The sequence below is a fragment of the Pantoea sp. SGAir0184 genome (assembly GCF_043544755.1).
The window spans coordinates 1,219,208-1,240,601 of sequence record NZ_CP028050.1 but is presented as its reverse complement, the minus strand read 5'-3'; the positions used below and the strand labels follow the sequence as shown (position 1 = coordinate 1,240,601).

The following is a 21,394-nucleotide window of genomic DNA, read 5'->3' as shown; positions in this document are numbered from 1 at the left end:
CATGTTCTGTCCGGTCATTGAGCTGGCTCAGCAGCTTATTCGTCGCCCCTCGCTTAGTCCGGATGACGCCGGTTGCCAGGCCATGTTAATTGCGCGCCTGGAGGCGATTGGTTTTCACGTCGAGCCGATGCACATTGGCGATACGCTTAACTTCTGGGCCACGCGCGGCCAGGGTGAAACGCTGGCTTTTGCCGGGCACACCGATGTGGTGCCGCCGGGCGATGCCAATCGCTGGATCAGCCCACCGTTTGAACCTTCGATTCGCGACGGCATGCTGTTTGGTCGTGGCGCAGCGGACATGAAAGGCTCGCTGGCGGCGATGGTGGTGGCGGCCGAGCGCTTCGTTGCTGCTCATCCCAATCATGCAGGCCGGCTGGCGTTTCTCATCACTTCCGATGAAGAAGCCAGCGCCGTTAACGGCACGGTAAAAGTGGTTGAGCGCCTGATGGCGCGTAACGAACGTATGGATTACTGCCTCGTCGGCGAACCGTCGAGCACCGAAGTGGTTGGCGATGTGGTGAAGAACGGCCGTCGCGGCTCCATGACTGCCAATCTGACCCTTCACGGTGTGCAGGGCCACGTGGCTTATCCGCATCTGGCTGATAACCCGGTACATCGTGCAATGCCAGCGCTCAACGAGCTGGTGGCGACCGAATGGGATCAGGGCAATGAGTTCTTCCCGCCGACCAGCATGCAGATCGCCAACGTGCAGGCCGGCACCGGCAGTAACAATGTGATTCCCGGCGAGTTTTTCGTGCAGTTTAACTTCCGCTTCAGCACCGAACTGACCGATCAGATGATCAAAGATCGCGTGGCGGCGCTGCTCGATCGCCACCAGCTGCGCTATACGCTGGAGTGGAATGTGTCCGGTCAGCCATTCCTGACTTCACGCGGCAAGCTGGTGGATGCGGTCGTCAACGCCGTGGCGCACTATAATGAGATCAAGCCGCAGCTGTTAACCACCGGCGGCACCTCTGACGGGCGCTTTATTGCCCGCATGGGCGCACAGGTGGTGGAGCTCGGCCCGGTGAATGCCACTATTCATAAGATCAATGAGTGCGTGAAAGCCTCGGATTTGCAGCTGCTGAGCCGGATGTATCAGCGCATTATGGAACAGCTGATCGCCTGATGACACCTTGAAGGAGAAACCTCATGGAATGGTTAAAAGAGTACTGGTGGGTGATTGTGATTCTGCTGATGGTGGGCGTGCTGATGAACGTCTATAAAGACCTGAAGCGCATCGATCATAAAAAATATATGGATAACAAACCGGATCTGCCACCGCATCGCGATTTCAACGATAAGTGGGACGATGACGACGACTGGCCGAAAAAGAAGTAGTCGCCGCTGATCGTTTAAAGTACAAGGTCGCCCCGCACGGCGACCTTTGTTTTATGGCGCGCATGTCTCACACCATCATGACCACATCGTCGTCACCCGGCTTCGCCCCGCTCAGCGCCTCATCGAAATAGCGACGCGGCACGGTATAGCGCAGGTGATTCAGTGCCAGCTGCATGCTGCGTTCATCAATTGCGTGCGGCAGATCGTCAACGATATCCAGCGTCACATCGCCGCCCAGCGCAGTTAAGCGCTGCATCGCCGCTTCCGCATGCTGCATCGGCACCTGCTCGTCATAATCGCCGTGAATCAGATGGATAGTGTTGCGCGTGCTGGCCTGCTCCGGCAGCGTGACGTAGCGGCCGCTAAAGGCCACCACGCGTCCCGCCAGATCCGGCTGGGCTTTTACGCCTTCCAGCACCATGGTGCCGCCCTGCGAAAAACCGACCAGCGCGGTGGCTTCCGGCCGCACGCCGCTCTGCTGCTGCCAGTGACGCACCGACTCGACAAAGGACGGCATCACCGCATCCACGCCCTGCTGCTGCGAGCGGTCGTGTTCCGGTATCTCGGCATACCACTGGCGGCCCTGCGGCGCGCTGGCCGGATAAGGTGCGCCCACCGACACCACCTGCGCCTGCGGAAACGCCTGCGCGAACCAGCTGCCAATCTGCGCCATCGAATCGGGGTTGTCGTTCACGCCGTGATACAGCAAAAACAGCTGCGCGGCGTTATCCGGTTGCTGAACAATTACATATCGTAGTGCCATAACGTCCTCCTCAAATCACTATACGCCGCTGACGGCAAAGTGATATTGGGAAAATTTGAACGAGATAATGGATTTATTGCAATGTGCCGAGGCGCTGCTGCCAGTGCTGCGCGGCAGCGGCATCCAGCATGATGAGTGCGTCAGCCGCCTCCGCGCGCAGCCTGAGCATCAGCGCTTTACGCCCGCTCACGCCGGCCAGCCGTGCCGCTTCACTCAGCGTTTGTTTTTGTTGCAGTATGGCACACAGCAACGGTGGCGATGCGACACCAGCCAGCCGCTGCAGCACCGGATAGCTGGCTTCATAGGGCCGCTGCGCCCAGGCAAACGCGGCCAGCAGCGGCCAGTCGTCGGCGCTGAGGGATTGATGGTCGGCGGACGACAGGGTCAGCGGCACCGCGATCAGCTTTTGCAGCCACGGCCAGTCGCGCGCCAGACGCTGCGCGGCACGCTGCTGCAGGGCTTCACCGGCTGGCGTCAGCGCACAAATCGCCATCGCCGCATAGCAACCGCTACTGGCTTCGCGCTGTGAACCGATACGCACCAGCGTAAAGCCGCAGGCGCGCCAGAACTGCCACAGCGCTGCGGTGTAGCCAAAGCTCACCGACAGATAATCCGCGCCCTGTGCCTGCTGCCGCGCCGTCGCCACCAGCGCGCGACCGATGCCGCGCTGGCGCTGCGCGGCCTGCACGGCGATGCGGCTGATGCGCAGCGAACGTAACGTCGCCGCTTCAGTAAAACCGGCATGTGCCGCTAATGACTGCGCCACCAGATTGCCGCGCGGACGACGTAAGCCAGCCCATACCGCCTGCGCCAGCGCAGCATCCAGTCCGCCCTCTTCCACCAGCCACAGCGCGCCGGTGACCTGCTGTGGCTGCCCGGCCAGCCAGAAATGCATGCCGTGTGCATCCAGCATACGTCGCAGGTCGAGCGGCGAGGTGCGATAGTGGGCGCTCGCCAGCAGACGATAGCCAGCCTGTAAGGCGTCGGCGTGCTGCGCGGGCGTAGCGGCAAAAATTGCTGTCTGCACGGGTGCGTCGCAGGCTTCGGCCTCAGCAAACAGCAGCGCCGCGCTCAGCCACTGCTCCAGCGGATCCTGCGCCGACCAGCGCAGCGGCTCATCCAGCTGGAAGTAGCGCACCTGCGGCAGCGTGGCGCAGAAACGCAGCATGAAACCGCGCCCGGTACCTTCGTAGCCCTGCACCGTGGTGGTCAGCAAAACGCGCGGAAAACGCTGCACCAGCTGCTGTAACAGCGGCGCGGGGATGGCCGCGGCCTCATCCACAATCAGCCATTCCGCCAGCGGCTGAGCCTCCTGCGGCTGAGCGAGAATCGCATCCGGCGCCATAAAGCTAAACTGCTCAGCGGCGAACTGTGCCAGCACCTCCGTCGCGGCTTTGGCCGGCGCCGTCACCAGCGCGCTTTGCGTCTGGCGCGCCAGCATCCCCGCCAGTGCCGATTTGCCGCGACCGCGCGGGGCAATGATCACCGCGACACCGGGCGGCATGGCGCACAGCTGACGGACAATCTGCGCCTGCTGCTCGGGGGCGCGACACTGCCACGGCGCGAAGGACTGCGGTGCCGGCAGGCGCGGCGTCTGGTGCTGACGCAGCAGCATCACCTGCGCATCCTGCAGGATATGCTGTTGCAGATGGTGGATGAAATGCGGCGTGGCGATGGGCTGGTCGACATCGGCCCAGCGCAGGCTGTCGCGATCGGGCTGCGCCGGCCAGGCGTTCCAGTCTGGCGTCAGTAACAGCAGCCAGCTGCCGGCCCGTAGCGTCCCGGCCAGCGCGGCGAACGCTTCCGCATGAAAGCCGTGGCGCGCATCGAAAATGGAATGCCGGAATTCCCGGCCCAGCAGGTTACGCAGCGCTGCAGGCGCGACGCGCTGCGGGAAGTCATCGCTGTCGCTGACCGTTAACCAGTCACCGGGCAGTGCGGCCTGCCATGTGGCCGCCTCCTGGCGCGCCCAGCCAGCTTCACCGGCTATCACGCACAGACGGCGGATACCGGCTTGCTGCATCGCTGCCGTCAGTTCAGCGTGCAACATCAGTTACTGGCGAAGGTGTTGCACTGGCCTGGATTGCCGCTGTCAAAACCGCGTTTGAACCAGGTATAGCGCTGCTGTGAGGTGCCGTGTGTGAAGCTGTCCGGCACTACGCGCCCCTGACTTTGCTGCTGCAGACGATCGTCGCCAATCGCCTCGGCGGCGTTCAGCGCTTCCTGCAAATCGCCCACCTCAAGAATGTTCTCCTGCTGCATATAGTGCCCCCAGACGCCAGCAAAGCAGTCCGCCTGCAGCTCCATCTTCACCGACAGCTGGTTCACCTGCGCCTGCGTGGCGCCCTGCTGCATCTGGCGCACTTTCGGTTCGATACCCAGCAGTTTCTGCACGTGATGCCCCACTTCGTGGGCGATGACGTAACCCTGGGCAAAATCCCCCCCGGCTCCGAGTTTGGTTTTCATGTCGTCATAGAAGGAGAGATCGATATATACCGTCTGATCGGCCGGGCAGTAGAACGGCCCCATTGCCGACTGGCCGGTACCGCAGTTAGTGCGCGTCGCACCGCGATACATCACCAGCTTTGGCGGCGCGTATTGTTTGCCCATCTGCTGGAACAGTTTGCCCCAGGTATCTTCAGTGGTGGCGAGGATCACCGAGGTGAATTTGGCCGCCTCGTTATCCTGCGCCGAATTAACCTGACGCTGCTGCTGTTGCGACACCGGCGCGCCGCCTTCAAGCAGCGCGGTGAGGTCGTAGCCGTAATAGCCAGCGACCGCGACCACAATCAGCAGAATAATGCCGCCCTTGCCGCGCGGCAGACGAATCTGGCGTCCGCCAGAACTAAAACCCGGCGAATCGCCGCGACGATCTTCCACATTGTCGCTTTCACGACGCCCTTGCCAGCGCATGGCCTGCTCCTGTTATCAATGACTTTTGCATGATTTTAGTTGGCGGCACGGTTAATCACCAGCGTTGCCGATGCAGCGGGCGCGATATTGAGAGGAAGATGAGGTGACGGGCGGAAATGAATTGCGCCGCGATGCCGGAAGCAGAGCGGGAACTCTGCGGTTACCGACCGCGGCGCAGACTGAAACTTAGTCCAGCTTCACACCGAGACGGTGTGCGACTTCTTCGTAGGCTTCGATCAGGCCGCCGAGGCTCTGACGGAAACGGTCTTTGTCCATCTTGTCCATGGTCTCTTTGTCCCACAGACGCGCGCCGTCTGGCGAGAATTCGTCGCCCAGCGTCACTTCACCTTTGAACAGACCAAACTCCAGCTTGAAGTCCACCAGAATCAGACCGGCATCATCAAACAGTTTGCTCAGCACTTCGTTGGCTTTGAAGGTCAGCTCCTGCATGCGCGCCAGGTTAGCCTTGCTCACCCAGCCAAAGGTTTCGCAGTACGATTCGTTGACCATCGGGTCGTGTTTGGCGTCATCTTTCAGGAAGAGATCAAACAGCGGTGGATTGAGCAGCATGCCCTCTTCCACGCCCAGACGTTTCACCAGCGATCCGGCCGCCCGGTTGCGCACCACGCACTCTACCGGCACCATCTCCAGCTTTTTCACCAGCGCTTCGTTATCAGAAAGTAGCGCTTCCATCTGGGTCGGAATGCCCGCTTCCTGCAGTTTGGTCATGATGAAATGGTTGAACTTGTTGTTCACCATGCCTTTACGATCAAACTGCTCGATTCGTGCACCGTCTCCTGCTGACGTATCGTTGCGGAATTCAAGTACCAGCAGATCCGGATTGTCGGTGCTGTATACGGTTTTCGCTTTACCGCGATACAACTCAGCTCGCTTTTGCATCTTGTTAACTCCAAACATGAAAGAACCCGTGTTCAGCGGTGTTTCACCGCGCGATGACTGCCTGACGCAATCGTTTACCTCGCCGGGCGCTATTATGCCAAAACCAAAACAAAAAGGCCGGAGAATCTCCGGCCTTTATTGCATTTATTTGTTCAGCGCGCCCTGCAGGACCGCCACCAGCGCATCATTCTGCGCCTGGGTGAGTACGTGTCCTTTCGGATCGATGATCTGCAGGCTGCTGCGGTTATCGAGATCGCCCACCTGCAACTTGTAGTCGCCGTTTGGCAGTTCCGGATCTTTCGCGCCGATGGCGTCAAACGCGCTGCTGCCCGGCTGCTTGTAGGTCACTTTCAGACTGCCCTGCGAGCGGTTGTCATCGGTGACTTCCATGCCCATACGCTTTAGAGCCGCCGGCAGACGCTGCCAGGTGACGTTAAACGGTGAGCGCAGCACCAGCAGTGGCAGGCCGGTGTCGTCCGCGCCGCTCTGGACATCAATCTGTCCGCTGGCACGTCCGGCAGCCGCATCCTGGCTGGCGGTATCGATCTTATCCAGACCGGTGCTGATGTCATTCAGCATCTGACCGGTATAGCGCTGAACCTGGACCGGCGTGGTAACCGTCTGGCCCTGCTGCTGCAGTTCCAGCAGACGTACGGTCAGCACCTGCTGATAGCCCTGGTTCTGCACGCTGATCTGGTAACGGCCGCGATACTGGTTATCTTCGTCAGCACGGTTCCACTGCACCCAGTCGGTGGTGAGCTGCTGCGCCGCATCATCACGCTGGGCAACCGGGAATTTGTATGACTGCACCACGTTCACCACCTGCGACCAGATGGAGCCACGGCTGCTGTCAACCGCCAGCACGCCGGTGTTACCGGTGAACTGCGCGCGGGTGCCGTTCATCAGCGCCAGCGGCTGCGCCGGTGGACGGATGTCGAGCTCTTTACCCAGCGCGCCTTTCGCCACGCTGTGCGGCACATCGTAATCACCATTCTGCAGCGGCAGAATCATGCCCGCCGGGGCTTTTAAATCATGCAGTTCAGGCGCCTGCAGGTAAGATTCATCACCGCTGACCTGGCGCTTATAACGCTGATCGCTGGAACAAGCTGTTAGCAGCATCAGGGTGGACAGGCCCACCACGGTTGCCAGCGTCGAGCGCTTAACTGAATAACTCATTGATTCTCCCTAAATTATCGCAGACCCGCCTGGATCAGCGCCTGCGCGGTTTTCGCCTGACCGGCTTCGGTCAGCGGCGTCATCGGCAAGCGCAGCGTGTCATCGGCGATTAATCCTAGCTGTTTCGCGGCCCATTTCACCGGGATAGGATTCGGTTCACAGAAAAGCGTCTGGTGCAGGTGCATCAGACGCTGATTCAGGCGACGCGCTTCGGCGAATTTGCCCTCTTGTGCCAGCGCACAGAGTTCAACCATTTCACGTGCTGCAATGTTAGCCGTGACCGAAATAACGCCTTTGCCGCCCAGTTGCATGGAGTCCAGCGCTGTCGCGTCATCACCGCTGACAATAATGAACTCATCTCCAACCAGCTGTTGGATCTGCGAAATACGCGATAAGTTCCCGGTGGCCTCTTTGATTCCGATAATATTTTTGATTTCAGCCAGGCGGGCAACGGTTTCCGGCAGCATGTCACAGCCGGTGCGTGACGGGACGTTATACAGCATCTGGGGCAGATCGGTGCTTTCGGCGATCGCTTTGAAGTGCTGGTACAGACCTTCCTGCGTCGGACGGTTGTAGTATGGGGTTACGGTGAGGCAGCCGACTACGCCGGTGCCGGTGAAGCGTTTTGTCAGAGAGATCCCTTCGGCGGTGGCGTTTGCGCCGGTCCCGGCAATCACGGGAATGCGGCCATCGGCCAGCTCCAGGGTTTGCATCACCACATCGCCATGCTCTTCATGGCTGAGGGTCGCGGATTCGCCGGTGGTGCCAACAGAAACAATCGCCGCCGTACCGCTGGCGACATGATAATCAATCAGTTTTTTCAGACTTGCGCGGCAGACATCACCTTTTTCATTCAAAGGCGTAATGAGCGCAACAATACTTCCGGTGAACATGGGCTATCCCCTCGACAAACAAGTGCCTCATGTTACGTTTTCCGCCGAAAGAAAAGCAAGCGAGCCACGCCATTACCGCGCTTGTCAGCAGTTTTTTTTATGTTTACCTTATGGTTATTAGCGAACGTACAGGAAACGCCATTTTGCCGCAGTCACAGCCGCACCATCTGGTGATCACCGCTCTGGGCGTTGATCGTCCGGGTATCGTCAATACCATTACCCGCCACGTCAGCAGCTGCGGTTGCAATATTGAAGACAGCCGCCTGGCGATGCTGGGCGACGAGTTCACCTTTATTATGCTGCTCTCCGGCAGCTGGAACGCCATTACCCTGATTGAGTCGACCCTGCCGATGAAGGGTGCCGAACTGGAACTACTGATCGTGATGAAGCGCACCAACGCGCGCGTCACGCCGCCGATGCCCGCCACCGTCTGGGTACAGGTGGAAGTGCCGGACTCACCGCATATCATCGAACGCTTCACCGATCTGTTCGATAAACATCAGATGAACATCGCCGAGCTGGTGTCGCGCATCACGCCCGCCCAGGACGACGAGCCGCCGGTGCTCTATATTCAGATGACCGCGCACAGCCCGGCGAATCATGCCAGCGCACCGTTTGAGCAGGCTTTCCATCGGCTGTGCGAAGAACTGCATGCACAAGGTTCAATTCGCCTCTATAGTGTCACCGACGACGCGCACAGCGCCGTCTGAATCAGGCTCCGGGTTATTCCGCCACACACTCTGCCGCGCTGGCATACCGTGTAGTGAAATAACCCTGAGGTAAACTCCACCTGGCGCTTTTGCCGCTGATGGTGTATTACCCACAGCATGAAGAAAAAAATGGAGAGTTGTGATGAATCCACTGAAAGCCGGTGACACCGCACCGAAATTTAGCTTGCCCGATCAGGATGGCGAACAAGTAAATTTGGCCGACTTCCAGGGACAGCGCGTTCTGGTCTATTTCTACCCGAAAGCCATGACGCCGGGCTGCACCACGCAGGCCTGTGGTCTGCGCGATAACATGGATGATTTAAAGAAGGCGGGCGTGGAAGTGCTGGGCATCAGCACCGACAAGCCGGAAAAACTGTCTCGCTTTGTCGAGAAAGAGTTGCTCAACTTCACCCTGCTGTCGGATGAAGATCATCAGGTTTGCGAGCAGTTTGGCGTCTGGGGTGAGAAAACCTTTATGGGGAAAACCTACGACGGCATTCACCGCATCAGCTTCCTGATTGGCGGCGATGGCAAAGTGGAGAAGGTGTTCGACGATTTTAAAACCTCGAACCACCACGATATCGTGCTCGATTACCTGAAATCAGCCTGATTACCCGCGGGTGCCCGCCAGGCACCCGTTTTTTTATCCTGCTGTGACGCTGCCCGGTTAATAGCGCGAAACCGTGCTGGCCAGCGCTTCCTGCCCGGCGATCACCACGCAGTTACGTCCGGCGTTTTTCGCCTGATACAGCGCATCATCGGCCTGCTTCAGAATCTGCTCCTGACTGCCGTGCGTCGGCTGCCAGCTGGCGATACCAATCGAAATCGTGATCTGCCCGACCGGATCAATCCAGCCGCCGGCAATGCTGGTACGCACGCGCTCCGCAATCACCCGCGCTTCATCAGGGGCGGTGGCGGGCAGCAGCATCAGAAACTCTTCGCCGCCGTTGCGGCACACCACGTCGGTCTGACGCGCGCTCTGGCGCAGCGTGCGCGCCACCTGTTTGATCACCTCGTCGCCAACATCATGCCCGAAGTTATCATTCACCCGTTTGAAGTGGTCAATATCCAGCGCCAGCACGGCAAACGGCTGCTGCATGGTATCGAAATAGTCGAGCACCGCGCTCAGGCCGCGGCGATTGAGCAGGCTGGTCATGGGGTCGCTCTGCACCTCTGACTTGAGCCGGCCGATTTTATCCTGCACCAGACCAATGCCGGTGAGCAGCGCGCGCTTCACCTGTGCCGCTTCAAAGTACCAGGCGCGGATCACGCCAATTTCACCGGAAACGCCCTGGGTATCCATCTGGCTGGCTTTACGCGCCAGCTGCCACAGTGGCAAGGCAATCAGCCGGGCCAGAATCACCGCCACCAGCAGTGTCAGCAGCGCAAACGGCACCGAATTCTTCAGCACCTGTAGCAGCAGCCCGGAGAGCGGCGCCAGCGTGACGTTTGTCGGCTTGAGCGCCACCACCATCCAGCCGGTGGTGGGCACCACAGCGTAGCCCGCCAGCTTCGCCGTACCCTCTTCCGTCAGCTGAACTTCGCCATTGCTGTGCTCCTGGCGCTGACGATCGCTGACGATGCCCGGCACGTTTTTGCCAATCAGCTGATTGTTCTGGTGATACAGCACGCGGTTTTCGCGATCCAGCACATAAACATGGGTGCCGTCACGATAGTACTGCTCGCCGAGCAGCACGTTGAGAATGCTTTTTTTCTTCAGATAAATAGTGCCGCCGACGTAGCCAAGATAGCGCCCATCGGTACTCCACACCGGCCAGGAAACAAACACCAGCAGGTTATTGGTGGCAGAAATGGTGGGCCGGCTGACCATCGGCTGGCGCTGCGCCAATGCTTCGCGCGAAGACTGGCTGGTGAGCTGCATGCCTTTCAGCATCAGCGATTCCGGCGAAATGGCTTTAATCACGCCGTTGCTATCGACAATTGCCACCGAGTTAAAACTGCTGGTCTGTTCGCGCAGTCGGTTCACTTCCTGCTGCAGCAGTTCGGGATTATCGAAATCTTTACCCAGCTGATTGGCGCTGTAGTGCAGCTGCGACTGCGCCAGCTGGAAAAACACTTCGGTGGTGGCTGCCAGCTTGGTGGCGTAAGCGCGATTGGCTTCAAGGGTGCTTTCGATCAGCACCATGCGCTGTACGCGCCAGGTGGCGTACAGCGTATTAGCCAGTGTGATGACGATACTGGTGATCGCCAGCAGCGCAATCAGCGTGCGCAGATCAGTTTTTGGCCGGATGCGCGTTAACATGGCGCAACCGCCCTGGTGAGTAGCTTCATAAGTTAGCGTGCCTGACTATCTTGTTATAATTGGAGGTGTTTACCCTGGTGAGGTAACAGACAATTGTACACCTCTGAGCCAAATTGACTACGACGCAGACCCTCAGGAACGCTTTTTTATTGTGCTATTACTGGTGCTAATCAATTAAACCCTGCGCATCGTAAAACGGCCACGGTCCTGGATAATCGCCGATCGCGCACAGATGCGTACTCATTCCCTGCTGCGGCTGCCAGCGATGCAGCAGAAAACCGGGCGGCTCCAGCACAAAGTTCGCCGGACCGTGGTCACGCAAATCCAGTGCCACCTGATGCGACACACCGGGCGCCACGCAGGCCAGCGTGCCGGCAAAACGCGCCTGCACCGAGCGGTGCAGGTGGCCGCTCAGCACCCGTTCCACCTGGGGATGCTGACCAACGATGGCAGCCAGTGCCGCCGGATTGCGCAGCGGCTGCCGATCCATATGGCCAATGCCGCTCAGGAACGGCGGATGATGCAGCAGCACCAGCGTCGGCAAATCAGGCTCACGCGCCAGCTGCTCTGCCAGCCATTGCAGCTGTGCGTCATCGACGTAGCCCCACGGCTGATGCGGTACGCTGGAGTCGAGCGCCAGCAGCTGCAGATGATTCACACGCATCTGCCAGTTGAGCGTTTCGCCGTGCTGCAGGTAGTGATGCTCCGGAAACGCGGCGCGCAGCTGCTGGCGATCGTCGTGATTGCCCGGCATCAGCAGGAACGGCAGTTGCAGATGGCGCAGCGCCTCGCGCAGCGTCTGGTACTCTTCCGCAGTGCCAAAATCCACCAGGTCGCCGGTAATCACCACCGTATCCGGTCGCGGCACCAGCTGATTCAGCGTGTCGATCACCCGCAGCAGCGCAGCGTGCGTATCCACTTTTTTATAGGAGAGACGACCATGGGCCTTGATGTGTAAATCGCTGATTTGCGCAATCAGCGTCATTGCGTCAGTCACAACAGCTCCTTATCAGGCAGAAAAGTGCAGCGCGGCATCCTGCGCCAGCGTCCAGCTTACCGGCTGGCCGGCGTGCCAGGCTTCGCGCGCATGGCGATCAACCTGGATCGGCGCCGCCAGCCCGATATCAATACTCAGCCGCTGCGCAGCGCCGAGAAAGGTGGTGCCGAGGATAAAACCAGGGCGTGCGTAGCGCTGGTCCGCCGCCAGCAGCACATCCTCCGGGCGGCAGAAATGCTGCGGATTGCCACGCGCATCGACCCCGACACAGTTAATCGCGCCGACAAAATCCGCGACAAACTGTGACGCCGGGCGCTGGTAAATATTTTGCGGCGTATCGATCTGCACCAGACGTCCCTGCTCCATCACCGCAATGCGATCGCCCAGCGCCATCGCTTCCTGCTGATCGTGCGTGACGTACACGGCGGTAATCGCCAGCTGTTTCAGCAGCGCGCCAATCTCCAGCCGCAGCCGGTCGCGCAGGCGCGCATCCAGCGCCGCCAGCGGCTCATCAAACAGCAGCACCTTCGGACGCGCCGCCAGCGCACGCGCCAGCGCTACGCGCTGCTTTTGACCGCCCGACAGCTTGTCGATACTGCGCTGCGCCAGCGCGCTGAGATCCACCAGGGCCAGCATCTCCTGCACGCGCGCGTCGCGTTCGGCGCGCCCCACGCCCTGCACTTTCAGGCCGTAGGCGACGTTCTGCGCCACGTTGAGATGGGGAAACAGCGCGTAGTTCTGGAACACCATGCCCACGTTGCGTTTCTCGATCGGCAGGTCGGTCACGTTACGATCGTCGAACCACACTTCGCCGCCGTCGTCACAGCGCTCCAGGCCACTGATGATGCGCAGCGTGGTGGTTTTGCCACAGCCGGACGGACCGAGCAGCACCAGGGTTTCGCCAGGCTGCACCGTCAGATCGAGCGGCTGCAGCGCCAGCTGGTGATTAAAGTGCCGCGCACAGTGGCGCAGCGTAACGGTTACGGCCGCAGGGTTCATGCCGCCTCCTTATTAGCACGCGTGAGCGTACGGTTGAGCCAGTGATTGACCGCGTTGAGCATCAGCAGCAGCGGCAGAATCAGCAGAATAAAGATCAGCGTGTAGGCCGATCCCACTTCCAGTCGCATTGAGGCATAGCTGTCTGCCAGCCCCACCGGCAGCGTTTTTGTCAGCGGCGTATGCAGCATCCAGGTGATGTTGAACTCACCCACCGACAGGGTGATCACCATAAACGCCCCGGCGAGAATGCCGTTGCGACAGTTGGGCACCACCACGGTAAAAAAGCGCTGCCACAGGCTGGCACCGAGACTGGCCGCCGCCTCTTCCAGCCGCGGCATCTCCACCGCCTGCATTACCGCCAGCACCGGGCGCAGCATAAACGGCAAGGTAAACAGCACGTGACCGATGAGAATGAACAGCCAGCTATCGCGCAGGCCGGAGAACTGACCGTACAGCAGGATGATGCCCAGCGCGGTGGCGAGGCCCGGCAGCGCGACCGGCAGCATCAGGCACTCTTCGATGCGCGCCGCCCAGCGCCGCGGCGCTTTTAGCAATCCCCACGCTGCCGGCACGCCGATCAGCAGCGTGATCAGCAGGCAGGCCAGCGCAATCAGCAGCGACAGCCAGAAGGTGTCGGCGTAAAGCTGCCATACCTGCGTCACCCACTTCAGCGTCAGGCCGCTGCGCAGGCCGGTAAAATAGTTGTTAGTCACGCCGGCCAGCATCGACAGCACCACCGGCACGATCATGAACAGGGCGGTGAGTAGGGTGACCAGCAGTTGCAGGCTGAACAGGCCGCGACGTCTCATGTCACCTCCTGATGGGCCAGTCGGCGCGCCAGCATCAGTGCCAGCCAGGCGACGCCGCCCATCACCACCGACAGCGCGGCGGCGGTGGCGAAATTGGCGTAGTTGGTGAATTCGCCATAAATGGTCAGCGGCAGCACCGCCAGATCGGTGCCCAGGGTAAAAGCGGTACCGAACGCACCCATGCTGGTGGCAAAACAGAGCGCGCCGGTGGAGAGCAGCGCCGGCTGCAGCCCCGGCACAATCACATCCCAGGTGATGCGCCACTGACTGGCACCCAGCGAACGCGCCGCCTCTTCAAGAGAGCGGTCGAGTTTTTCACTCGCCGCCACCAGCGTGATGATGGCGCGCGGCAGTGAAAAATAGAGATAGCCAATAAACAGGCCGGTAAACGAATAGGCCAGCATCCAGCGCTCGTGGAACAGCGCCAGGCTGATTTGCGCCAGCAGTCCCTGACGGCCCGCCAGCATCACTACCAGAAATCCCACCACCACGCCCGGAAAGGCCAGCGGAAACGTCAGCAGCGCCAGCAGCGTGCTGCGTCCGCTGAAGCGCTGGCGCGCCAGAAAGCAGCCGACTGTCGCGGCGATGGCCAGCGTCACCAGCGTGACGGCGAGCGACAGCAGCACGGTGTTCAGCAGGCTGAGCAGGTAGTGTGGCTGCGTCAGTACCGTCCAGTAGCCGCTGTGCCGGGTGCTGCGGTCGTCCTGCATTGCCATCTGCAGCAGCCGGACAAACGGCAGCAGCCAGAAGGCGCAGAAGAACAGCAGCGCTGGCAGCGTCAGCCATAGCCAGCGGCTGCCGGCCAGGCGCGGTGTCCGGCGGCACGAAGCCGCCAGGGTGTCGGTCATCGCCATCAGCGAATCTCACTCAGATAGCGCGCCGAGAAGGCTTTCTGCGCTGCCGCCATCTGCTGATAGTCAACGGTGTGCGCACGCGCATAGTCGCTGTCCGGCAGGAAATATTTCTTCGCTTCTGCGCTCATGGCGCCGGTGCGCACCGGGCGCAGGAACGCGCTGGCCCAGATGGCCTGCCCTTTGTCCGACAGCACATAGTCGATCACTTTTTTGCCGTTTGCCGCGTGCGGTGCATTCTTCACCAGGCTGATGACGTACGGCACCGTTACCGTGCCCTCTTTGGGAATAACAAAGGCGACGTTAGCGTGATCTTTGTAGCGGGCGCGGTAAGCATTGAAGTCATAGTCGAGCAGAATCGGAATCTCGCCGGAAATCAGGCGCGCATACGCGGTCTGCTTAGGCACGATAGGCTGATTCGCCTGCAGCTTTTTGAACCAGTTCAGCGCCGGCGTGAAGTCCTGCATGTTGCCGCCCTTCGCCTGGTTGACTGCCACCGCCGCCACGTAACCGACAAAGGCGCTGGCCGGGTCGAGATAGCCAATCATGCCTTTGTATTCCGGCTTCAGCAGGTCGTCCCACGATTGCGGCACCGGCGCGCCGCCCAGCGCATCGACATTGACCATAAAGCCCATGGTGCCCGAGTGCAGCGCCACCCATTTGCCGTTGCTGTCTTTCATGCCGGCAGGAATGTCATCCCAGTGCGCCGGTTTGTAACTGGCGACCACGCCGGCGCTGTCGGCCTGAATGCCGAAGCTGACGCCGTAATAGACCACGTCGGCCACCGGATTGCCCTGCTCCGCCACCAGCTGCGCCAGCGCCTGGCCGGAGTTTTTGTTGTCCTGCGGCACCTGAATGCCGGTGTCTCTGGCAATCGCTTTGAGCTGAGTGCCCCAGTCGGCCCACTCGGGCGGACAGTTGTAACAGATGGCGGTTTCCGCCGCCTGCGTCAGGCTGGTAAACAACGCGCTGGCGCTGAGCGCGATGGCGCCGGCGTAAATTTTTACTTTTTTATGCAGCATCATGAGGTTCCCTGGTGGTGGCAATAAACGCGGGGGCAGCAACACTCTCACCGCTCCGCAACTGATGTGGCAGCACGCGGGTGCCGCGGCTGACGTTATGCAACAACATATCGATGGCGCAGGCGCCGAGCCGTTCGGCGGGCTGCGCTACGCTGGCCAGCGACGGGGCCATTTGTGCCCCCATCGCAATCCCGTCAAAGCCCATCACCGCCAGCTGCTGTGGCACAGGTACGCCCGCGCGCGCCGCCGCGCCAATCAGGCTGATGGCCAGCAGGTCGTTGGTGCAGATCACGGCGCTGAGCGGGCTGGCACCGCTGAGCATCGGGGCCAGCAGCGTAAAGTCGGATTGGGTGTGGCTGGCCATCTCAATCACCGGCAGCGCCGTCAGGCCCGCGTGCTGCATGGCGTCGCAATAGCCCTGATAGCGCAGGCGCGCACGATCTGACTGCAGCATCGGTCCGGCGACCATGGCAATGCGGCGATGACCAAGCGCCAGCAGCTGTGCGGTGGCTTCGCGCATCGCCTGGCGGTTATCCACGCACACCGCCGGCCAGTGGCTGTGCTGCGGCACGTTATGCGCCAGCACAAACGGCAGGCCAGCCGCCTGCAGCGTGCTGAGCACCGCGCTGTTATCCGCGTCGGCCACCGTCAGGACCAGGCCCGCCACGCGCTGGCGCAGCATATGTTCCACGATGGCGGCTTCGCGCTCGGGCTGGTAATCGCTGGTGGCCACCAGCAGGCCATAGCCGGCGTCGCGCGCCTGGCGTTCCATCGCCTGTAACTGGCAGGAGAAGATCGGGTTAAGCAGCGAGGGCAGCAGCACGCCGAAGGTGGTGGAGTGCTGCGTGCGCAGCTGGCGCGCGATGTGGTTAGGACGAAAGCCGAGCTGCTCCGACGCCGCCAGTACTCTCTCCAGCGTGTCGCGCCGCAGCAGATGGGGATCGGAAAAGGCGCGCGCGGCCGTGGCGCGTGAAACGCCTGCCAGCTTTGCCACCGTGAGTAAATCGGACATGTTCGCCTCGTAAAGTGCCGATGAGATCGATCTCATTGGCGCCTAAACTAACGGCGAACTGTGACAGTGACATCGCGAAGGGATGACGAAAAGATGACAGCAGCCTGCACTGCTGTCGGCAGGATTACAGCATCAGGAAGGCGTACCCTTCATTTTGCAGCGACGCGACGGTGGTGCCGCTGGAGAGCGTATGCGTGACGCGGGTGTCGATCCAGTCGCGCTCCAGCTGATGGAAGGCCACCGACTGGTCGCAAATGGTCACTTTCACCCCGGCTTTCTTCAGCTCATCAATCAGCTTCAGGTTAGGGTTATCGCTGCCGTACGCTTTACGGAACTGATCGTTATTGAGCGCGGCCGGCACCGCATCGCTGTTAATCGACACCACAAAGTTGAGCTGATTCAGCGGCACGCCAGCCGCGTAATAGAGGTTGGTGACGCGTGCCACGCGCTCAAGGCCGAGGTTTGGCTGATGGATATCCCCTTCGCTGCGGTTGATCTGAAACACAATCTTATTGCTCAGCCCGGGCGTGTTGGCCGGGTTGTAATCCGGCGTGTTAACAAAGTGAATTTTACCGTAACCGGCAATCGCCGGCGTGCTCCAGAAATCCGCCGGTTCGGTTTTCTGGTCAGCGAATTTACCGCTGACTTTATCCACCAGTTCCGGCAGCTGCAGCACATTTCCGCCGACAAAGCCCGCCAGCGCGGCGATAACAATATAGGATGCTGGACGCATGACACTTCTCCTTAACCAAAGACGCGATTACATCTGTAAAAAGGCATAGCCCTGATTTTCCAGCGTCGACACCGTGGTCGGGCTGGATAATGCATGAATCACCGACCGGTCGATCCAGTCGCGCGGATAGTGATGGAACGCCACCGACTGATCACACACCGAGACTTTGACGCCCAGCTTGTTCAGCGCGCCAATCAGCGCGAGGTTGGGGTTATCGACGCCGTAAAACTGCTTAAAATGCGCGTTATCCAGCGTGGCGGGCGTGGCATCGCCGGTCATCGACACCACAAACTGCAGCTGTTCGGCCGGTACGCCAGCGGCGATGTACAGATTGACCACGCGCGCCACACGCTCCAGCCCGAGGTTAGGCCGTTTGATATCGCCTTCATTGCGGGTCAGCTGAAATACCACTTTGTTGCTCAGCCCCACCGCCGGTTTAAACGCGGCGTCGGCTTCATAATGAATTTTGCCGTAGCCCGCGACCGCCGGCGTGCTCCAGAACCCGTCCGGATCGGCAGGTTCAGCGGAAAAATGGCCCGCGATACGCTGATACAGGTCATCGCTTTTGATTACGGCGGCACCAACCATCCCACCCACGATGGCAATCAGGGCATAGGAAACAACAGAACGCATAGAAACTCTCCGGCATGCACTGCGCGTTAATTCACAGTCCGTTTGAAAAAGTGCTTTATCTATACCACAGCGCGCGGCGGGCAAAACGCCTGTACTGGCGGGCTGTCCGGCGTTTGGCTGCCAGCAGAAATCATCGCGCCAGCGGATTGAATAAGGCTGTTAATTGAGCTGTGCGGGCGAGTTGAAAAATAGCTGGCCGGAAAAACCAGCAGTCACCAGGGAAAGGGATGCACAGCAGATGACAGCGCCTCATCGTGCGGGCTAATGCTGTCATCGCGCGCCGCCAGTTGACCAGTGAGCAAAACCTGACCATTCATTTCTGGGCTGGTGATGCACGGCCAGAGCAGCACGATAAAAATCACTGATGGATAAAGCGGGCCAACCGTGGGATTTCAGGCGTGTTTTTCAGAGTAAACCTGGAAAAAACCATGCCAGCTTCAATTATTTTGAGCAACTTTACGTAACTTTAATTTCATCAGGGCGCTGCGCCGTTTTCTTTTGCCTTTTCGCTATTCAATTTTTTGCTACAAATTTCGCGTCAGTCAGCCATTCTTTGCCATCACGTCAATGTGACGGCGGCATTTGCTTGTATCCTCACTGTGGTTAAGATAGAGCCGCGGCAGAAAAGGAAACGCCGCCACAGAACATTGGCATGACTTTCCTGTCCAATGGCAGGAGACTTTTACAGGATCAAGGCATGTTTAACCGGTTGAAAAAATCAGTGCTGGCGGCCCTTATTCCTGCGCTGCTGCTCACGCCTGCGGTCGGTGTCCGCGCCGATCTGAGCGACAATTTGCCCGACATGGGCACCACGGCAGGATCCACGCTCTCCATTAATCAGGAGTTGCAGATTGGCGACTTCTACGTGCGCCAGCTGCGCGCCAGCGCGCCACTGATTAACGATCCGCTGCTCAATCAGTACATCAATGAACTCGGCCAGCGGCTGGTGGCACACGCCCATTCGGTGCGCACGCCGTTTCACTTTTTCCTGATTCAGAATGACGAGCTCAACGCTTTCGCCTTCTTTGGCGGCAATGTGGTGCTGCACTCGTCACTGTTCCGCTATACCGATAACGAAAGCCAGCTGGCGTCGGTGATGGCGCACGAAATTTCGCACGTGACGCAGCGCCATCTGGCGCGCGCCATGGAAGAGCAAAAGCGCAGCGCCCCGCTCACCTGGGTCGGCGCGCTGGGTTCGATTCTGCTGGCGCTGGCCAGCCCGCAGGCCGGGATGGCGGCACTGACCGGTACGCTGGCCGGTACACAACAGGGCATCATCAGTTTCACCCAGGGCAACGAACAGGAAGCGGATCGCATCGGCATTCAGGTGCTGCAGCGCGCCGGTTTCGATCCGCAGGCGATGCCCGCGTTTCTGCAAAAGCTGGCCGATCAAAGCCGCTTCTCGTCAAAACCACCGGAAATACTGCTGACGCACCCGCTGCCCGATAGCCGCCTGGCCGACGCGCGTAACCGCGCCAACCAGATGCGCCCGGTGGTGGTGCAGTCGTCCCAGGATTTCTATATGGCGAAGGTGCGCGCGCTGGGTATGTACTCCACCGGCCGCAATCAGCTGACTGACGATTTACTGAATGAGTACGCCAAAGGCAACACGCGGGAACAGCAGGCGGCGCAGTACGGCAAAGCGGTGCAGTTCCTGCAGGCGAAAGATTTTGCCAACGCGAAAAAGATCATCGCGCCGCTGCTGGCGAAGCAGCCGGATAACCTGTGGTTCCTTGATATCATGACCGATATCGACATCGGTCTGAACCAGCCGCAGCAGGCCATCAGCATGCTGAACGCCGCCCGCGGCAGCCAGACCAGCCCGGTGCTGCAGCTTAACCTGGCGAACGCCTACGTCGAGGCGAAGCAGCCAGCCAACGCCAGCCGCATCCTGAACCGCTACACCTTTGCGCATCCTGACGATCTCAACGCATGGGATTTACTGGCGCAGGCCTCAGCCGCGCAGGGGCTGCGCGATGAGGAGCTTTCGGCACGGGCTGAAAGTCTGGCGCTGAACGGCCAGCTCGATCAGGCCATCACCACTCTGAGTAGCGCCAGCGCCCAGGTACCGCTCGGCAGCCTGAAGCAGGCGCGTTACGATGCGCGTATCGACCAGTTCCGCGAGTTACAGCGGCGTTTTAAGCAGTATGCAAAAGGGTAAATAGCCGGTTACGCGGGTGGATGGCCGGCAGGATTTAGGTGCGCACCAATGGTTATTCGTAGGGTGCATATTGATGCGCACCAGCAGTTATTCGTAGGGTGCGCATTCATGCGCACCTGGCAACAATGGATTACCCAGGATAAAAAACATGGTCCGTATTTATCACAATCCGCGCTGCAGCAAGAGCCGCGAAACCCTCGCGCTACTGCAGCAACAGGGCATTGAACCGCAGGTGGTGCTGTATCTCGACACGCCGCCGGACATCGATACGCTAAAAACGCTGCTGCAACAGCTGGGCATGCACAGCGCGCGCGAGCTGATGCGCCGCGGCGAGGAAATCTATAAAACGCTGGGGTTGGCCAGTAACGATCTCAGCGAAAAACAGCTGTTACAGGCGATGGCGGAGCATCCAAAACTAATCGAGCGGCCGATTGTGATTCAGGGCGACCGCGCCCGCATTGGTCGTCCGCCGGAAGCGGTGCTGGAGATTCTCTAAAGCCCCAGCGCCTCTTTCACGAAGGGAATGGTCAGCTTGCGCTGTGCGCTGATCGAGGCGCGATCAAGACGATCAAGCGTGTCAAACAGCGTGCGCATTTCGCGGTCGAGGCGTTTCAGCAGGAAACGCCCAACGTCTTCCGGCAGCTCAAAGCCGCGCAGGCCGGCACGCAGCTGCATCGCCTGCAGTTTGTCCTCGTCGGACAGCGGCTGTAAGCGGTAAATTTGTCCCCAGTCGAGACGTGACGCCAGATCCGGCAGGCCCAGATTGAGCTGACGCGGGGGACGATCGCCGGTGATCAGCAGGCGGGTTTTGCCGGTTTCCAGAATGCGGTTGTAGAGATCGAAGATCGCCATCTCCCACTCGGCTTCGCCGGCGATGCACTCAATATTATCAATGCACACCAGCGCCAGATTCTCCATGCCTTCCAGCACTTCCGGCACGAACCAGGTGCGCTTATCGAGCGGCACGTAACCCACCGCTTCGCCGCGCGCGGACATTTCGGCGCAGGCTGCGTGCAGCAAATGGCTGCGGCCGCCGCCTTCGCGCGACCAGAAGTAGAGATAGCTGCCGTGCTGTTGCGCCAGCGCGCCCTGCAGCGCCGCCAGCAGTGACGGATTTTCCCCCGGCCAGAAACTGGCAAAGGTTTCATCATCGGGTAGATAGAGTGGCAGTGAAAGCTGTGCCGGCGTGTTCAGAAGTACCTCAACGGATGAGCGGGC

Annotated in this window: 22 protein-coding genes; 6 read left to right on the top strand and 16 right to left on the bottom strand. The window is 60.1% G+C overall.

Annotated features, from left to right (window positions below; translation table 11 throughout):
• The first annotated feature begins 1 nt into the window (after position 1).
• Complete coding sequence (gene dapE, locus C1N60_RS05620) at positions 2-1,129, top strand: succinyl-diaminopimelate desuccinylase (protein ID WP_125309151.1); 1,128 nt, start codon at positions 2-4, stop codon at positions 1,127-1,129.
• A gap of 23 nt (positions 1,130-1,152) precedes the next feature.
• The gene (locus tag C1N60_RS05615; RefSeq protein ID WP_021508042.1) at positions 1,153-1,341 is read left to right on the top strand and encodes a YpfN family protein; all 189 of its coding nucleotides are present in this window, start codon (positions 1,153-1,155) and stop codon (positions 1,339-1,341) included.
• Between the two features lie 67 nt (positions 1,342-1,408).
• Here the strand turns inward: C1N60_RS05615 and ypfH are convergent, their stop codons facing one another.
• The 6 genes from ypfH to dapA all read right to left on the bottom strand — a co-directional run bounded on the left by ypfH (position 1,409) and on the right by dapA (position 7,986).
• Positions 1,409-2,104, bottom strand: a complete 696-nt coding sequence (gene ypfH / locus C1N60_RS05610) for an esterase (protein WP_021508041.1) — start codon at positions 2,102-2,104, stop codon at positions 1,409-1,411.
• A gap of 73 nt (positions 2,105-2,177) precedes the next feature.
• Positions 2,178-4,154 (bottom strand): tRNA(Met) cytidine acetyltransferase TmcA, encoded by a 1,977-nt coding sequence (locus C1N60_RS05605; RefSeq protein ID WP_394521490.1) that lies wholly within the window; start codon positions 4,152-4,154, stop codon positions 2,178-2,180.
• Positions 4,154-5,017, bottom strand: a complete 864-nt coding sequence (locus C1N60_RS05600; RefSeq protein ID WP_021506607.1) for a KPN_02809 family neutral zinc metallopeptidase — start codon at positions 5,015-5,017, stop codon at positions 4,154-4,156. The genes C1N60_RS05605 and C1N60_RS05600 overlap by 1 nt, the downstream gene beginning before the upstream one ends.
• Before the next feature lie 186 nt (positions 5,018-5,203).
• Entirely contained in the window at positions 5,204-5,917 is a 714-nt protein-coding gene (gene purC / locus C1N60_RS05595; RefSeq protein ID WP_031279423.1) for a phosphoribosylaminoimidazolesuccinocarboxamide synthase, read from the bottom strand.
• A 144-nt stretch (positions 5,918-6,061) separates the two neighbouring features.
• A complete protein-coding gene (gene bamC, locus C1N60_RS05590; RefSeq protein ID WP_394521489.1) occupies positions 6,062-7,093 on the bottom strand; it encodes an outer membrane protein assembly factor BamC in 1,032 nt (343 codons plus the stop codon).
• Between the two features lie 14 nt (positions 7,094-7,107).
• Entirely contained in the window at positions 7,108-7,986 is an 879-nt protein-coding gene (gene dapA / locus C1N60_RS05585; protein WP_021506604.1) for a 4-hydroxy-tetrahydrodipicolinate synthase, read from the bottom strand.
• A 143-nt stretch (positions 7,987-8,129) separates the two neighbouring features.
• Here dapA and C1N60_RS05580 point away from each other — a divergent pair, with 143 nt between their 5' ends.
• Complete coding sequence (locus tag C1N60_RS05580) at positions 8,130-8,696, top strand: glycine cleavage system transcriptional repressor (protein ID WP_081049393.1); 567 nt, start codon at positions 8,130-8,132, stop codon at positions 8,694-8,696.
• A 142-nt stretch (positions 8,697-8,838) separates the two neighbouring features.
• Positions 8,839-9,306, top strand: coding sequence for a thioredoxin-dependent thiol peroxidase (gene bcp / locus C1N60_RS05575; protein ID WP_021506602.1), 468 nt, complete (start codon positions 8,839-8,841; stop codon positions 9,304-9,306).
• 57 nt (positions 9,307-9,363) lie between these two features.
• Here the strand turns inward: bcp and C1N60_RS05570 are convergent, their stop codons facing one another.
• The 9 genes from C1N60_RS05570 to C1N60_RS05530 form a co-directional block, all read right to left on the bottom strand.
• The gene (locus C1N60_RS05570) at positions 9,364-10,959 is read right to left on the bottom strand and encodes a sensor domain-containing diguanylate cyclase (RefSeq protein WP_021506601.1); all 1,596 of its coding nucleotides are present in this window, start codon (positions 10,957-10,959) and stop codon (positions 9,364-9,366) included.
• A gap of 166 nt (positions 10,960-11,125) precedes the next feature.
• Complete coding sequence (locus tag C1N60_RS05565) at positions 11,126-11,944, bottom strand: phosphodiesterase (RefSeq protein ID WP_372773982.1); 819 nt, start codon at positions 11,942-11,944, stop codon at positions 11,126-11,128.
• 24 nt (positions 11,945-11,968) lie between these two features.
• On the bottom strand, positions 11,969-12,955 hold the full coding sequence (locus C1N60_RS05560; protein WP_394521488.1) for an ABC transporter ATP-binding protein: 987 nt from the start codon (positions 12,953-12,955) through the stop codon (positions 11,969-11,971).
• The gene (locus C1N60_RS05555) at positions 12,952-13,764 is read right to left on the bottom strand and encodes an ABC transporter permease (protein WP_132464777.1); all 813 of its coding nucleotides are present in this window, start codon (positions 13,762-13,764) and stop codon (positions 12,952-12,954) included. Before C1N60_RS05555 ends, C1N60_RS05560 begins: the two co-directional genes overlap by 4 nt.
• Positions 13,761-14,618, bottom strand: a complete 858-nt coding sequence (locus C1N60_RS05550) for an ABC transporter permease (protein WP_021506597.1) — start codon at positions 14,616-14,618, stop codon at positions 13,761-13,763. The genes C1N60_RS05555 and C1N60_RS05550 overlap by 4 nt, the downstream gene beginning before the upstream one ends.
• Positions 14,618-15,640, bottom strand: coding sequence for an ABC transporter substrate-binding protein (locus C1N60_RS05545; RefSeq protein WP_058758325.1), 1,023 nt, complete (start codon positions 15,638-15,640; stop codon positions 14,618-14,620). The genes C1N60_RS05550 and C1N60_RS05545 overlap by 1 nt, the downstream gene beginning before the upstream one ends.
• The gene (locus C1N60_RS05540) at positions 15,627-16,649 is read right to left on the bottom strand and encodes a substrate-binding domain-containing protein (protein WP_394521487.1); all 1,023 of its coding nucleotides are present in this window, start codon (positions 16,647-16,649) and stop codon (positions 15,627-15,629) included. The genes C1N60_RS05545 and C1N60_RS05540 overlap by 14 nt, the downstream gene beginning before the upstream one ends.
• Positions 16,650-16,773: 124 nt before the next feature.
• A complete protein-coding gene (locus C1N60_RS05535; RefSeq protein ID WP_021506594.1) occupies positions 16,774-17,382 on the bottom strand; it encodes a DsrE family protein in 609 nt (202 codons plus the stop codon).
• Positions 17,383-17,409: 27 nt separating this feature from the next.
• Positions 17,410-18,015, bottom strand: a complete 606-nt coding sequence (locus C1N60_RS05530; RefSeq protein ID WP_021506593.1) for a DsrE family protein — start codon at positions 18,013-18,015, stop codon at positions 17,410-17,412.
• 697 nt (positions 18,016-18,712) lie between these two features.
• Between C1N60_RS05530 and C1N60_RS05525 the strand changes: the two genes are divergently transcribed.
• Both C1N60_RS05525 and arsC read left to right on the top strand, forming a co-directional pair.
• Positions 18,713-20,176: a beta-barrel assembly-enhancing protease gene (locus C1N60_RS05525; protein WP_394521486.1), complete on the top strand. Its 1,464-nt coding sequence runs from the start codon at positions 18,713-18,715 to the stop codon at positions 20,174-20,176.
• Positions 20,177-20,324: 148 nt separating this feature from the next.
• Positions 20,325-20,672, top strand: a complete 348-nt coding sequence (gene arsC, locus C1N60_RS05520; protein ID WP_278708716.1) for an arsenate reductase (glutaredoxin) — start codon at positions 20,325-20,327, stop codon at positions 20,670-20,672.
• Here the strand turns inward: arsC and hda are convergent.
• On the bottom strand, positions 20,669-21,370 hold the full coding sequence (gene hda / locus C1N60_RS05515; RefSeq protein ID WP_031279417.1) for a DnaA inactivator Hda: 702 nt from the start codon (positions 21,368-21,370) through the stop codon (positions 20,669-20,671). The two genes, arsC and hda, sit on opposite strands and share 4 nt — an antisense overlap.
• Positions 21,371-21,394: the final 24 nt, after the last annotated feature.

Bases quoted from the DNA above. Each gene is read 5' to 3' on its own strand.
- bcp (WP_021506602.1), top strand. From the start codon at position 8,839: ATGAATCCACTGAAAGCCGGTGACACCGCACCGAAATTTAGCTTGCCC.
- purC (WP_031279423.1), bottom strand. From the start codon at position 5,917: ATGCAAAAGCGAGCTGAGTTGTATCGCGGTAAAGCGAAAACCGTATAC.
- dapA (WP_021506604.1), bottom strand. From the start codon at position 7,986: ATGTTCACCGGAAGTATTGTTGCGCTCATTACGCCTTTGAATGAAAAA.
- bamC (WP_394521489.1), bottom strand. From the start codon at position 7,093: ATGAGTTATTCAGTTAAGCGCTCGACGCTGGCAACCGTGGTGGGCCTG.
- C1N60_RS05560 (WP_394521488.1), bottom strand. From the start codon at position 12,955: ATGAACCCTGCGGCCGTAACCGTTACGCTGCGCCACTGTGCGCGGCAC.
- C1N60_RS05545 (WP_058758325.1), bottom strand. From the start codon at position 15,640: ATGATGCTGCATAAAAAAGTAAAAATTTACGCCGGCGCCATCGCGCTC.
- ypfH (WP_021508041.1), bottom strand. From the start codon at position 2,104: ATGGCACTACGATATGTAATTGTTCAGCAACCGGATAACGCCGCGCAG.
- C1N60_RS05535 (WP_021506594.1), bottom strand. From the start codon at position 17,382: ATGCGTCCAGCATCCTATATTGTTATCGCCGCGCTGGCGGGCTTTGTC.
- C1N60_RS05565 (WP_372773982.1), bottom strand. From the start codon at position 11,944: ATGACGCTGATTGCGCAAATCAGCGATTTACACATCAAGGCCCATGGT.
- C1N60_RS05600 (WP_021506607.1), bottom strand. From the start codon at position 5,017: ATGCGCTGGCAAGGGCGTCGTGAAAGCGACAATGTGGAAGATCGTCGC.
- C1N60_RS05525 (WP_394521486.1), top strand. From the start codon at position 18,713: ATGTTTAACCGGTTGAAAAAATCAGTGCTGGCGGCCCTTATTCCTGCG.
- C1N60_RS05555 (WP_132464777.1), bottom strand. From the start codon at position 13,764: ATGAGACGTCGCGGCCTGTTCAGCCTGCAACTGCTGGTCACCCTACTC.
- C1N60_RS05615 (WP_021508042.1), top strand. From the start codon at position 1,153: ATGGAATGGTTAAAAGAGTACTGGTGGGTGATTGTGATTCTGCTGATG.
- C1N60_RS05540 (WP_394521487.1), bottom strand. From the start codon at position 16,649: ATGTCCGATTTACTCACGGTGGCAAAGCTGGCAGGCGTTTCACGCGCC.
- C1N60_RS05570 (WP_021506601.1), bottom strand. From the start codon at position 10,959: ATGTTAACGCGCATCCGGCCAAAAACTGATCTGCGCACGCTGATTGCG.
- dapE (WP_125309151.1), top strand. From the start codon at position 2: ATGTTCTGTCCGGTCATTGAGCTGGCTCAGCAGCTTATTCGTCGCCCC.
- C1N60_RS05530 (WP_021506593.1), bottom strand. From the start codon at position 18,015: ATGCGTTCTGTTGTTTCCTATGCCCTGATTGCCATCGTGGGTGGGATG.
- C1N60_RS05550 (WP_021506597.1), bottom strand. From the start codon at position 14,618: ATGGCGATGACCGACACCCTGGCGGCTTCGTGCCGCCGGACACCGCGC.
- C1N60_RS05605 (WP_394521490.1), bottom strand. From the start codon at position 4,154: ATGTTGCACGCTGAACTGACGGCAGCGATGCAGCAAGCCGGTATCCGC.
- arsC (WP_278708716.1), top strand. From the start codon at position 20,325: ATGGTCCGTATTTATCACAATCCGCGCTGCAGCAAGAGCCGCGAAACC.